This window comes from Pseudomonas marginalis (genome assembly GCF_001645105.1).
In the GTDB taxonomy this organism is placed as follows: Bacteria; Pseudomonadota; Gammaproteobacteria; order Pseudomonadales; family Pseudomonadaceae; genus Aquipseudomonas; species Aquipseudomonas petroselini.
Window position 1 is genome coordinate 475224 of sequence record NZ_LKEG01000026.1, and the last position, 11921, is coordinate 487144.

The window sequence follows — 11921 nt, forward strand, 5'->3', positions numbered from 1 at the left end:
AATTGGTCGAACGTAACCTTGGCTGCACCTGTGGCACTCAATCAGCATACAAATAATCTCTGACAGGACTTCGATGTAGTCTAATCCTATCGGCTGCTTCTGGCCGAGAGTAGCCATTCATGAAAGGCCGTTTTGAGACCATTGAAAAGGGGACGAAACGATTCTTCATGGATCAATCCGTCCTCCTTTTTTCGTACTATGACTCAGCGACTGATCCGCCTCGCCTTCTGGATAGCTATGATCAGCCAGCGGAGGGGGCCTCACGATCAAGAAGCTTGGCTGTGAGTAACACGCCCAATTCACTCAGTTGGTGAATTGCCAGCGCGACGTCACGCTGTTTGCCACTCAGGCTTTCGGAGAGGTCGAGCAGAAGGGTGCTGACCGAGGCGAAGGTCTCGTAGCTATTGGTAACGAGGGCTTCATTGCTGGCGTCTGGAGCAACGCAGAAAAGCGCGGTTGAATCCGGTATGACCTTAGACATAAAAGATATCCTGGCTTATGCCGCCACATCCCCGCTACTAAACGAGTGGGTGGCAGCTGTACGCAGGTTAGTAGACCGGTGGATATCTAAAGCCGGCGCGTCCGAGGACGCCCTGCGCACAGCCGCCATCAAGCACAGACGCGATGTCTGACTGATGAAGCTCATGCACATTTAGATAACCGATCCGGGCTACTAAACCCGATCACCGAGAAATTCAGCGACCGCGCCACCTTAGATTCGACCACCCCAGCGCACAAGCCGGCGGATTCTGACGCACGCGTAGGCAATCGGGCAACCCATCCCCCAGCTTTGGGAATTGTCCTAGGACACCGCCCTCACACCGTCACCACCACCTTCCCAACCTGCTGGTTCGCCTCCAAAAACCGATGCGCCTCCTGCACTTCATCCAACCCAAACGTCTTCGCAATCACCGGCGACAACGCCCCCGACGCCAGCCCCTCCAAAATAAACGCCTTGGCCCGCGCCAACACCAGCGGGTCAGCCACGATCTCGGCGTAGAGATACCCCTTGAGCGTCAAACATTTGCCCAGCACGGTAAACAATGGAAACGGTGTCGGCTCCGAACTCAGCGCGCCGTACTCCAGCAATATCCCGCCCCTGGCCATGCTCTGGGTGAGCGCTTCAAAGCCCGGCCCGCCGATGGGGTCGAACACCACGCGGGCGCCTTGGCCGTCGGTCAATTGCATCACGCGTTCGACCAGATCCTCTTCATCGCTGACGATCACATGGGCCGCGCCGGCATCCAGCAGCGCCTGTTTTTTCGCACGGGTGCGGGTCACGGCGATGGCGGTGGCGCCGACGCTGCGGGCGATCTGGAAGGCGGCCAGGCCGACGCTGCTGGAGGCGGCAGTCACCAACACCACGTCGCCCTGGGTCAGTTTGGCCTGTTCCACCAGCGCGCCCCAGGCGGTGACGTATTGCATCCAAGACGCGGCGGCTTGCACGAAGCTGAGGGTTTGCGGGTGTTTGACGGTGAGGTGGGCGGGCACGTTGGCCACTTCGCCGTAGGTGCCCCAGCGGGCGATGCCGAGCGGTGGGATGACGCTGACGGCGTCGCCCACTTGAATGTCGGTGACATCGGCGCCGACTGCGATCACCACGCCGGCTGCTTCGTAGCCCAGGCGGCTGGGGAATTCGGCTTCCTGCAGGTAGGCGTGGTTGCGGAACATCACTTCGGCGCGGTTGAGGCCGAAGGCTTTGACGTCGATTTGCACTTCATCGGCTGCAGGGGCGGGGACGTCCACGTCTTCCAGTTTCAAGACGCTGGCGTCGCCGTAGGCGTGAATCCTGACTATGCGTGCCATGAATGTTGACCTCGGTATTGATCCATGAGGCGTTCAATGTAGGCCGGGGGCGGGGTGAGATAAAGCAGAACGTCTTGCCCGCGTATCAAGCCTTGGCCGACCTGCGCGACTCCATTCCTTCAAACACCCACATTCCCACCCCCATCGCCAGCACGAACACCCCCACCTGCCATTGTCCTGTCAGCAACAATGCCACTGCAGGCCCCGGACACAACCCGGCGATCCCCCAGCCAACCCCGAACACCACGCTGCCGAGCACCAGCCGCCGGTCGATTGTGCGGTGGGTCGGCATCTGCATCGGCGCGCCCAGTAACGAGGTGCGTCGGTGCCTGGCGGAGTAGAAGAACACGCTGCTGACCACGAGCGCACCGAGCATGACGAGCGCCAGGGAAGGGTCCCATTCACCGGCCAGGTCGAGAAACCCCAGCACCTTTGCCGGGTTGGTCATGCCGCTGAGGTACAGCCCCAGGCCGAAGATCAGGCCTGCGATTAATGCGGTCAGTTTGCGCATGCTCAAGCTCCTAGCAGGTGGCGAGTCACGTAGACAGCGGCAAACCCGCTGCCCATGAAGCAACCCACCGCCACCAGCGAGCGCAACGACAAGCGCGACAGCCCGCAGATCCCATGCCCACTGGTGCACCCGGCGCCGTAGCGTGTGCCGATGCCGACCAGCAGCCCCGCCAGCACCAACGCAGCGCCACCGGCCTGGACCGACGCGCTGGGCAGGGTGCCGAACAGTGACCAGAGCCAGGGCGAGGCGAGCAGGCCGAGCAGGAACAGGCCTTTTTCAGCGCGCCCTTCGCCGCGTTTGGCCAGCAGGCTGCCGAGCAGGCCGCTGATGCCGGCGATGCGGCCGTTGAGCAGGATGAACAGGCCGGCGCTGAGGCCGATCAGTGCGCCGCCGAGCAGGGAGGCCCAGGGGGTGAAGTCGGGAGAGAGGGTCATGGTGCGGGGCCTGCGCGGCGGGTGGGGGATCAAGCTTATCGATATCACGGTTTTGTGGGGAGGGTCATGAAACAAATGGGCGCGCTCACGTATCATCCGGGGCCACGCACGCACATCAGGAGAGCGGCATGTGGATTGGCCATCGGTTCGAGCGAACGGTGCAGGATGATTTGCTCATCCACTCGCACAACCCTGTGCAGAGTGCTGTCGTGTGGTGGGTAGGCGGGCTGGCCTTGAGCGTGCCGGTGGTGTTCGTGGTGTGCGGGATCATCGAGGGCTATTTGCCGCTGGTGGGCCTGCACCCGCTGTCCTCGCTGCTGATCGTGCTCGCGTTGCTGCTGATGCCGGCCATGGGGCTGTTCCTGATGGTGTACACCGGCATTCGCGAGACCTTGCGTTTGTCGCGACACGACGGGGAGGGGCAACGCCTGACCCGCAATGCCTTTGGGCGCCGCGAGCGGGTGTGTCAGGCGTTTCGACTCGATCACCCACACGTCCTCGAACTGCGCCGCCGCCCACAGGCGAAGCCGATCTACACCCAGCTGTGGTTGGTGATGCGCGATGGCACCGAGCACCGCTTGACCCCCGACAATGTTCCGGTGGTACCGGGCAGCCCGCGCACCGAGCGGTGGCTGGCGGAATTGGCCGGCTACCTGAACATGGCGGTGCCCACCGACGTGATCGATGCGTCGGCGCCGCGCAAACCGCCTTATAGGCCTGCGCGATCCCCGGCCAAGGTCGCCCGCGCGCAAAAAGCAAAAGAGCCTGCGCCTTCAGCGGAGTCGACCGAGGCTGTTGGCATGCCCGCACGCGGTCTGCTGGGCCTGCTGGGTGCGTTTTTGGCGGTGTTGGAGCTGTCGCAGCTCTTCGCACTGGTGCCCGCGCTGTTCACGGGGCGACTGCGGGTCAGTGGTTTTCGATCCCGTGCAACGACCTTTTATTGGGCGGAGCAACCCGTCACCTTTTCATTCAACCTGCTCATCGGCGTGTTCGAGGTGGTGATCGTGGGCTATATCGCCTGGGCATGCCTGCGCATCGCGTTTCAAGGCCGGTTCAAGTCGGCGCCCTGAGCGCAGGTTAATCAAAAGCCGCCCCTTTCTGTTCCAGCCGGTCTACCATGCCACCCCCGGCAGTGGTTCCACGCGCTACCGATCTCTCTCTTTTAAGGTATCGCCCATGTCCATCGACCAGATCAGCCTGCCCAAAGGCGTAGGCCCCCACGCCACCAAGCTTTTCGACGCCATCACCGGCGCCGCCACCCCTGAAGAACTCAACCGTGCCGGCGGTAAAGCCGAGGGTTTTGTGCTGGGTCTTGAGTCGACCAAGGCCATCAAAAGCCAGGTCGCCGAGTCGTTGTATGTGGTTTACGATGACGCGGCGACTCACCGTGCGGGTGAGTTGAAGGCTTGATCATCGGTCGGTCCTCCTGGTGGCGAGGGCGCTTGCTCCCGGTGGGCTGCGCAGCAGTCTCAAAACCGGCTGACGCGGGTTATCAGGCAAAACACGGACGCCGATGAGGGCCGCTTCGCGCCCCAACGGGAGCAAGCGCCCTCGCCACAAAGGGAGCGGCGGGGAAGGTCANAATGCGCATGACATTGACCGTCGACGCTTTGCTCAACCTGGCCATGGCCAACCCCATCAATGCCGAGATTACCGCGCGCCTGCCCGACCTTGGCGTGGACCAGTGCTTTCTCACGGCGGGCTGCCTGTTCCAGGCGGTGTGGAATCATCAGTCGAACCTGCCTGCTGACCAGGGCGTAAAGGACTACGACGTTTTCTACTTCGATACGGACCTGTCCTACGAGGCTGAGGATGCGGTGATCCGCGCGGCCGAGGTGCTGTTCCAGGACCTGGGCGTGAATGTTGAAGTGAAGAACCAGGCGCGGGTTCATCTGTGGTATGGCCAGCGGTTTGGTCGGCCGTATCCGCAGTTGCACACGGCCAAGCAGGGGATTGATCGTTACCTGGTGGCGGGTACGTGCATCGGCTTGGAGATTGCGACGGGTGAGGTGTATGCGCCGTATGGTTTGGAGGATGTGGAGCAGGGTGTGCTGCGCATCAACCCGCTGCATCCGGAGCGGGAGTTGTTCCTGCAGAAGGCCCGCAGTTATCAAACGCGGTGGCCTTGGCTGAACATCGTGATGCCCTGAATGGCAGTGAACTTTTACCCGTGTCCTGCGCGTCCAAGCTTGAAATGCCCAGCCAAGGACCGACCATGACCTTCTTCATCTTCCTGCTCGCCTGCGCCGCCGCTGCCAGTACCGGCGTCATCTTCAAACCCGGCGCCTGGTACGAATCCCTGGTCAAGCCCAGCTTCACCCCACCCAATTGGCTGTTCCCGGTGGCATGGACGATCATCTACCTATTGCTGGCCTGGGCCGGTTATCGCCTGAGCCTTATCCCAGGCAGTCAAATGGTGTTGGCCCTGTGGGCGGCGCAGATCGCGTTGAATACGCTGTGGACGCCGGTGTTCTTCGGCGCCCATCGCTTACTGGCGGGGATGGTGATTATCGCGGTGCTGTGGGTGACCGTGGCGGCGATGGTGGTGCTGGCGGTGCGCCTGGACCTGATCACCGGCTTGATCCTGTTCCCTTACCTGGCGTGGCTGTGTGTGGCGGCAGCGCTGAATTTCTCGATCCTGCGGAATAACCGGTGATGGCCTACACACCCTGGCCCGCCAGTGAGCCTGAACGGGCCGAGATGCGCCGTTTCAACCAGAAACTCGCGTGGATGCCACGTTTTAAAATCCGCAATCGCGTTACGCCGCGCCTGATCCAGGCGTTGTTGCGCGCCAGTCAAAAGATCAAGCGGGCGCCGGTGGCTGAGACCCGACTCGTGGGGTCAGTCCCGGTGCGCATCCTGCGGCCGAGCGGCAAGCCCAAGGGCGTGGTGCTGGACATCCACGGCGGCGGCTGGGTGATCGGCAATGCGCAGATGAACGACGACCTCAACCTCGGCATGGTCAACGCCTGCGACGTGACGGTGGTGTCGGTGGACTATCGGCTGGCAGTCGACACGCCGGTCGAGGGCCTGATGGACGACTGCCTGGCGGCCGCGCGCTGGTTGCTGACCACCGATGAATTTGCCGACTTGCCGGTGATCGTCGTCGGTGAATCGGCCGGTGGGCATTTGGCGGCGGCGACGTTGCTGGCGTTGAAGCAATGGCCGGACGTGCTCAAGCGGGTGAGCGCAGCGGTGCTGTATTACGGCGTCTACGACCTGACCGGTACCCCGAGCGTGCGCACGGCGGGGCCGCACACGTTGTTGCTAGACGGGCCGGGCATGGTCGAGGCACTGCGCAGGCTGACGCCGGGGTTGAGCGATGAGGAGCGTCGCCAGCCGCCGTTGTCACCGTTGTATGGCGACTTCGAGGGCCTGCCGCCGGCGTTGATGTTTGTGGGGGAGTTGGACCCGTTGAAGGATGACACGCTGTTGATCGCTGAGCGGTGGCCTGGCGCTGAGGCGCACCTGTTGCCGGAGGCGGCGCATGGGTTTATTCATTTTCCGGTGGCGATGGGGGGGAGCGTGCTTGCTTATAGCCGCCAGTGGATCAGTGCCCGACTGGGGATGACGGCGGGATGATCATTCAACCTGCCATGCCGACTGTAACTTGTGGTGAGCGGGCTTGCCCCGCGCCAGGGTCGCAACGGTAGCCCAGACACACCGAGGCGCCTGGGTTTGGGGCGGCTTCGCCACCCAGCGCGGGGCAAGCCCGCTCACTACAGTGAGGGTGGCTGAAGCGGCGTCGCCGTAGAATCCGCCGCTGTACGTTATGCTGGCGGAAAGTCATCGTAGGATTTTGGAAGGTAGCCCCATATTCTCAGCACATCGGCCTTCACTTCAAATTCGAAGCCTATCTGCGAGACAACCTGAGAGATTTCGTCGGTATGGTCAATATACGTTCGTGGCAGTAATACGCCCAACGAAGGCGCCTCTTGCCACACGCCGATGTCGAGCCATTCGACATACGCAAAAGGGAACGGCAGGTGGTAAAACCATTCCACATCCCATCCCGAGATATGGCCTGTGATGCATTTTGAGCGATACGAAGGTACCCACTCCGAGCGCTGGCGCATGTGTGTAATCAGTTCGTTCCACTTGGTGTTGTTTGCCGCGCCTGCCAGGTTTCTTGCCGCGACGGTGGTCTGGATGGTCTTGCGGTTTTTATCATTCTGTCGGGCGCCGGGGCCCGGTAGTTCATTCATATTTATCACTCTCGACTCACTCATTTGACTGATACGTTTGCGTGACTTCCAGCAGCTTAATGGTGGTCCAGGATATTGGGTTTTACTTTTTTTGCCTCCGGGAATTGTCTGAACGAGTAACCTGGCTATCTTTGCCAAGAGCGGGTTGGGAGCTTGAAACTTGGTGATCTGATCCGGCTAATCAGTTGCCTCTCTCCCATAACAAGGACCCCCCATGCGCGAATACACCATCAACTATCAGTTCAACGGCGAACCCCGCACCCATGCATTCGAACTCAACCAGCCTGAGTTGCGGGTACACGAGGCGGCGTTGCACCTGCTGCAGTTGCATTTTGGCGATGCGGAAAATGGCTTGATCCTGCCGCCTGCGGATGCGCTGCCGGAGCAAATTCTGGAGCAGGCGCAGGTGGTAGGGATTACGCAGATAGAGGTTGCATGAGCACAAGTCCCATTATTCAGACGGTCACGGCGGCGGATATCCCCGAGGTGCTGAGGTTTGTGCTGCACGCCCGTGCCGAGCTGTTTCCCACGCTCGGCGCCACAGGGATGCCGGCGGACCTGGCGCGGTTCGAGGCGGTTTATCTGCAGGGCGATGGGCGTTTTCTTATCGCGCGCGATGAGGGCCAAATCGTCGCTGCCATGGGTTATCTGCCCTATGACATGCGTTTTCCGCAGTTGAATTACCAAGGCCGCAAGACGGTGGAAGTAGTGCGTTTGTTTGTAGCACCAGCGTTTCGCCGTTTTGGCTTGGCGGGGCAGTTGTACCGTGCGTTGGAAGCGATGGCGAAAGCCGATCGGGTGGAGGTGATGTACTTGCATACCCATCCGTTTTTGCCGGGCGCAATTGAATTTTGGGTTCGGCAGGGGTTTGAGGTCGTGGATGTGGAAGCAGACCCGGTGTGGCGGACGACGCATATGCACAGGGCTTTATAGACCAATGCTCCGGGGGGGCTTGTTGTAGTGAGCGGGCTTGCCCCGCGCTGGGCTGCGAAGCAGCCCCCTGAAGCCATACGCCCCGGTTCGACCTGGAGGAATGCAGCGGCCTTATTGTGGCTGCTGCGCAGCCCAGCGCGGTGCAAGCCCGCTCACTACAGTAACGCTTTACTCCGGCTTTAGATCGGGCGTAGCCGCAGGATTTGCGCCCCATCAAACGGGTCTGTCAGGTAGTGCGCCTGCACCCCAAACGTCTCCTGCAACCGCTGTGGCGTCAGCACATCCAGGGGTTTGCCCAGCGCCACCAACCGCCCGTGGTCCAGCACCGCCAAGCGGTCACAGGTCAGCGACTGGTTCAGGTCATGCAGGGCAATCAAGGTGGTGACAGGCAACCGTTGCACGCCCTTCAAAATCCCCAGTTGATGCTGGATATCCAGGTGATTGGTCGGCTCATCCAACAACAGGATCTGCGGCCGTTGCGCCAATGCACGGGCGATGTGCACGCGTTGGCGTTCACCGCCCGAGAGGCTGCGCCAGGCGCGCCGACTCAGGTGGGTGGCGTCGACGTCATGCAAGGCCTGGTTCACGATGGCGTCGTCATCCAAGGACCACGGGCTCAACGCCGACAACCACGGCGTACGGCCCAGCGCCACGGCGTCGAACACGCGGATGGCGTCGTCGGTGTCGGCCTGTTGTTCCACCACCGCCAGTTGCTGCGCGATGGCACGGCGTGACAGGCTGCCCAGGCGCCGGCCGCCCAGTAACACTTCGCCGGACGCGGGTGTACGCAGGCCGGCCAGCAGTTTGAGCAAGGTCGATTTGCCCGAGCCGTTCGGGCCGACGATGCCGAGGGTTTCGCCCAGGTGTACGTCCAGATGAATGTCGCGCAGCAGCTCGGCCTCGCGCACCTTGAAACCCAGCCCGGTGCAGCTCAGAACCGTCATCGCGCGTTCCTCCGGCCGATCAGGATCAGCGCAAACACCGGCGCGCCCACCAGCGCCGTGACCACGCCAACGGGAATCACCTGGCCCTTGATCAGCGTGCGTGACAGCACGTCCGCCGCAATCAAAAACAATGCGCCACCCAAGGCGCTTGCCGGCAGCAGGCGCGAATGCCCGGTGCCGAGCAGCAGGCGCACAGCATGCGGAATCACCAGCCCGACAAAGCCGATGGAGCCGACAATCGACACCATCACTGCCGTCACCAGGGCCGCGCAGCCCACCAGCACAAACTGCACCCGGCGCACCGGAATGCCGAGGGACGCTGCCGAGTCGCTGCCAAAGGTAAACGCATCCAGCGCCCGACGGTGCCACAGGCACACGGCCAAACCCACGACCGCCACCGGCACCGCCAGCCACACCGACGGCCAGCGCACGCCGCTGAGGTTGCCCAGTAGCCAAAACAGGATGCCGCGTGCCTGTTCGGAACTGGCCGATTTGGTGATCAGGAACGCGGTGAGCGCATTGAACAACTGCGAACCGGCAATGCCCGCGAGGATGATCTGGCCGGTGCCGCTGGCCGATCCGCTGGCACGCGCCAGCAGGATCACCAGCGCAAACGCCGCCATCGCACCGACAAACGCGCCGGCCGACAACGAAATCAACCCGCCGCCCACGCCCATCAACGCCACCAATACCGCGCCGGTCGATGCGCCGGCGCTGATGCCCAGCAGGTACGGATCGGCCAGCGGGTTGCGCAACAGTGATTGCAGGATCACCCCGCACGTCGCCAACCCCGCACCGCAGGCGGCGGCGACCAGTGCGCGAGTGAGGCGGTAGTTCCACACCACGCCTTCATCGATGGGGTCGAGCACGTAGCCGGCCGCCCACAGTTTGTTGGCGAGCACCTGGAGCACGACCTGCGGCGAAATGGCGGTTTCGCCGATGGCCACGCCGGCGAGTACGGCGATCAGCAGCAATGCCAGGGCGAATAGGGTGCGCATCATTTTGGCAGGTCGTAGCCGTCGATGGCCGTGGCCAGTTGTTCAAGGCCGTCGAACATGCGGATGCTGGCCTGCAACGCCAGGGCGTCGAGGATGATAATGCGGTTGTTTTTTACCGCGTCCATGTTGCGGGTCACCGGGTCGCTGCGCAGGAAGGCGAGTTTCTTTTCATGGTCGTCGGCGGGGTAGCGGCGACGGTCCATGCGGGCGATCACCAGGAAGGTCGGGTTGGCCTTGGCAATGGTTTCCCAGCCGACGGCGGGCCACTCTTCATCGGACTGCACCACGTTGGACAGGCCGAGGGTTTGCAGCATGAACTGGGGAATGCCTTTGTGGCCGGCCACGTACGGGTCGCTGGCCATCTCCGAGCTGGAGAACCACACCAACGCGCTGGCCTGCTTGAGGCCTTTGCTCTGCACGGTGGCGACGGATTTGGCCAGGCGCGCCTTGAGTTCGTCGTTCAACTGCTGGCCGCGATCCTGTACGTCGAAGATCTGCGCCAGCTGGCTGATGCTTTTATAAATGCTCTCGATACGGAACGGCTCCAGCCGCGTGCCGTCGGCGCCCACCAGGTTGTCCTTGCCTTCGCAGTCGGAGGGCAGCAGGTAGGTGGGGATCTTCAGTTCATGGAATTGCTCGCGGGTGCCGACCACGCCCTGCGGCCCGACCACCCATTCCAGCTCGGCGGCCACCAATTGCGGGCGTTTGGCGATCACGGCTTCGAAGCTCGGCTCGTTGTTGGCCAGGCGCTCGATGCGGTCGTTCTGTGCCTTGTACTGCGGTAACACGCTGTTGAACCACAGCGAAGTGCCGACCACTTTATCGCCCACGCCCAAGGCGTAGAGCATCTCGGTAGCGGCTTGGCCGATGGTCACGCTGCGCGCCGGCGCCTGCTGGAAGGTGAGGCTACTGCCGCAGTTTTCCACGGTGAGTGGGTAGTGGGTGGGCGCGGCGTGGGCCAGGGCACAGAAGCCAATGCCGGTGAGCAGGGCGGTAACGCGTGGCAGCATGGGACGATCTCCGAGTGAACCGTACGTGCAACTGGGGAGGTACGGTTCGGAAATACACCCTCGAGCGCTGTGGTAGAGACAGGCAAGAATGTCCTTCCCGGACACCCCGCCGGTTAGTGATTGAGCTTGAGCCGGCAGGTCTCCTGACTGATGCGTCGTCGCCACGCTCCGGCCTTCCCGGACAAGGTCCAGTGGCATCGAGGAGCAGGCTCAGCACCTACAGTTGCGGGGGCAGTTCCGATTGACGCGGGGGGACCGCGCTTCGGATTCCCTATTAGTCCCGTTGGGAACCGGCGCGGTATGGTAGTCGATCGCGAGGTTGAACGGGAGGCCGTGAAGCCAACGGTGGCTCTTTGGCGGTGGGGCTCCTATGATGCGCAGCCAATGGATCGCTTTATCACAAGGAATACACAGTGAAATTATTTCTCGCGTTCGCCCTCGTCGCCACGCTCGCCGGTTGTGCCACCCAGGGTAAATCTGAAAAGCAGATTCTTGACGAGGCCGCCACCGCGTATGTCGCGTCGATGCCGGCCGGGTCGGACAAACTCCGTTTGCACACGATGAGCATCCCCAAAAGCGGGATGTTCGGCGATACCCTGGCGATTTCCATGGCGGGTGAGCAAAACGCTGCTCGCCTCAGGGGAGAGCTGCTTGATGCCAAACGCTTGGGCGATGTGTTCTTTTTGATTATCGGTGCCGGCACGCCGGTTGATGTTGCGGTGATCGGCAAAGCAGTCGAAGGGCAGGATTTGAAGGGGATGCAGATTTACTACTCGGGCACTGAGGCGCAGAAGGACACGGTGCGTGCGGCGGTCGAGAAAACCCAGGCGCAGTTTCATTACATCAATGCGCAATGAGGGTTTGCCCGTTGGCCTGATAACTCTGGGTACGGTGCTGGCCCTGTGGCGAGGGAGCTTGCTCCCGCTGGCGGCCTGACCGCCGACCTGGATGTTGGATCAGACCGGGTACATATCCGTTGCTGCGGTAACGGCCGCTGTGGGTTCCGCCCTTACGGCCATCCCTTTCAAGGTCTTTTCGTTTTGGCAGCCTTGATTACCCGGTCGGTTGAAACATGTGCAT

16 protein-coding genes and 1 riboswitch are annotated in these 11921 nt (G+C 62.1%); of the genes, 8 read left to right on the top strand and 8 right to left on the bottom strand.

What is annotated here, in order from left to right:
* Window positions 1-241: 241 nt before the first annotated feature.
* The 4 genes from AO064_RS07150 to AO064_RS07165 all read right to left on the bottom strand — a co-directional run bounded on the left by AO064_RS07150 (window position 242) and on the right by AO064_RS07165 (window position 2751).
* The gene (locus AO064_RS07150; RefSeq protein ID WP_064052838.1) at window positions 242-481 is read right to left on the bottom strand and encodes a DUF6124 family protein; all 240 of its coding nucleotides are present in this window, start codon (window positions 479-481) and stop codon (window positions 242-244) included.
* A gap of 335 nt (window positions 482-816) precedes the next feature.
* Entirely contained in the window at window positions 817-1806 is a 990-nt protein-coding gene (locus AO064_RS07155) for a zinc-dependent alcohol dehydrogenase family protein (RefSeq protein ID WP_064052839.1), read from the bottom strand.
* Between the two features lie 85 nt (window positions 1807-1891).
* Window positions 1892-2317, bottom strand: a complete 426-nt coding sequence (locus AO064_RS07160) for a YeeE/YedE family protein (protein WP_064052840.1) — start codon at window positions 2315-2317, stop codon at window positions 1892-1894.
* A gap of 2 nt (window positions 2318-2319) precedes the next feature.
* Complete coding sequence (locus AO064_RS07165; protein ID WP_064052841.1) at window positions 2320-2751, bottom strand: YeeE/YedE family protein; 432 nt, start codon at window positions 2749-2751, stop codon at window positions 2320-2322.
* Window positions 2752-2879: 128 nt separating this feature from the next.
* Here AO064_RS07165 and AO064_RS07170 point away from each other — a divergent pair, with 128 nt between their 5' ends.
* The 5 genes from AO064_RS07170 (at window position 2880) to AO064_RS07190 (ending at window position 6333) form a co-directional block, all read left to right on the top strand.
* Complete coding sequence (locus AO064_RS07170) at window positions 2880-3821, top strand: hypothetical protein (RefSeq protein ID WP_064052842.1); 942 nt, start codon at window positions 2880-2882, stop codon at window positions 3819-3821.
* Between the two features lie 106 nt (window positions 3822-3927).
* On the top strand, window positions 3928-4161 hold the full coding sequence (locus AO064_RS07175) for a hypothetical protein (protein WP_046036616.1): 234 nt from the start codon (window positions 3928-3930) through the stop codon (window positions 4159-4161).
* Between the two features lie 179 nt (window positions 4162-4340).
* A complete protein-coding gene (locus AO064_RS07180; protein WP_064052868.1) occupies window positions 4341-4901 on the top strand; it encodes a nucleotidyltransferase family protein in 561 nt (186 codons plus the stop codon).
* Window positions 4902-4966: 65 nt separating this feature from the next.
* Window positions 4967-5407, top strand: coding sequence for a tryptophan-rich sensory protein TspO (gene tspO / locus AO064_RS07185; RefSeq protein WP_064052843.1), 441 nt, complete (start codon window positions 4967-4969; stop codon window positions 5405-5407).
* Entirely contained in the window at window positions 5407-6333 is a 927-nt protein-coding gene (locus tag AO064_RS07190; protein WP_064052844.1) for an alpha/beta hydrolase fold domain-containing protein, read from the top strand. The genes tspO and AO064_RS07190 overlap by 1 nt, the downstream gene beginning before the upstream one ends.
* A gap of 188 nt (window positions 6334-6521) precedes the next feature.
* Here AO064_RS07190 and AO064_RS07195 read toward each other — a convergent pair whose 3' ends face one another.
* Complete coding sequence (locus AO064_RS07195) at window positions 6522-6956, bottom strand: DUF6678 family protein (protein ID WP_064052845.1); 435 nt, start codon at window positions 6954-6956, stop codon at window positions 6522-6524.
* 214 nt (window positions 6957-7170) lie between these two features.
* Here AO064_RS07195 and AO064_RS07200 point away from each other — a divergent pair, with 214 nt between their 5' ends.
* Window positions 7171-7395: a hypothetical protein gene (locus AO064_RS07200; protein ID WP_064052846.1), complete on the top strand. Its 225-nt coding sequence runs from the start codon at window positions 7171-7173 to the stop codon at window positions 7393-7395.
* Window positions 7392-7889, top strand: coding sequence for a GNAT family N-acetyltransferase (locus AO064_RS07205; protein WP_064052847.1), 498 nt, complete (start codon window positions 7392-7394; stop codon window positions 7887-7889). The genes AO064_RS07200 and AO064_RS07205 overlap by 4 nt, the downstream gene beginning before the upstream one ends.
* Window positions 7890-8068: 179 nt before the next feature.
* Here the strand turns inward: AO064_RS07205 and AO064_RS07210 are convergent, their stop codons facing one another.
* The 3 genes from AO064_RS07210 to AO064_RS07220 are packed head-to-tail and all read right to left on the bottom strand — an operon-like array spanning window position 8069 to window position 10841.
* Window positions 8069-8833, bottom strand: coding sequence for an ABC transporter ATP-binding protein (locus AO064_RS07210; protein ID WP_064052848.1), 765 nt, complete (start codon window positions 8831-8833; stop codon window positions 8069-8071).
* A complete protein-coding gene (locus tag AO064_RS07215; RefSeq protein ID WP_015884998.1) occupies window positions 8830-9834 on the bottom strand; it encodes a FecCD family ABC transporter permease in 1005 nt (334 codons plus the stop codon). The genes AO064_RS07210 and AO064_RS07215 overlap by 4 nt, the downstream gene beginning before the upstream one ends.
* A complete protein-coding gene (locus AO064_RS07220; protein WP_064052849.1) occupies window positions 9831-10841 on the bottom strand; it encodes an ABC transporter substrate-binding protein in 1011 nt (336 codons plus the stop codon). The genes AO064_RS07215 and AO064_RS07220 overlap by 4 nt, the downstream gene beginning before the upstream one ends.
* Window positions 10842-10957: 116 nt before the next feature.
* A riboswitch (cobalamin riboswitch) is annotated at window positions 10958-11151 on the bottom strand.
* Window positions 11152-11254: 103 nt separating this feature from the next.
* Between AO064_RS07220 and AO064_RS07225 the strand changes: the two genes are divergently transcribed.
* Window positions 11255-11698 carry a hypothetical protein gene (locus AO064_RS07225; protein WP_015884996.1) on the top strand — a complete coding sequence of 148 codons (444 nt, stop codon included), beginning with the start codon at window positions 11255-11257 and terminating at the stop codon, window positions 11696-11698.
* Window positions 11699-11921 lie beyond the last annotated feature (223 nt).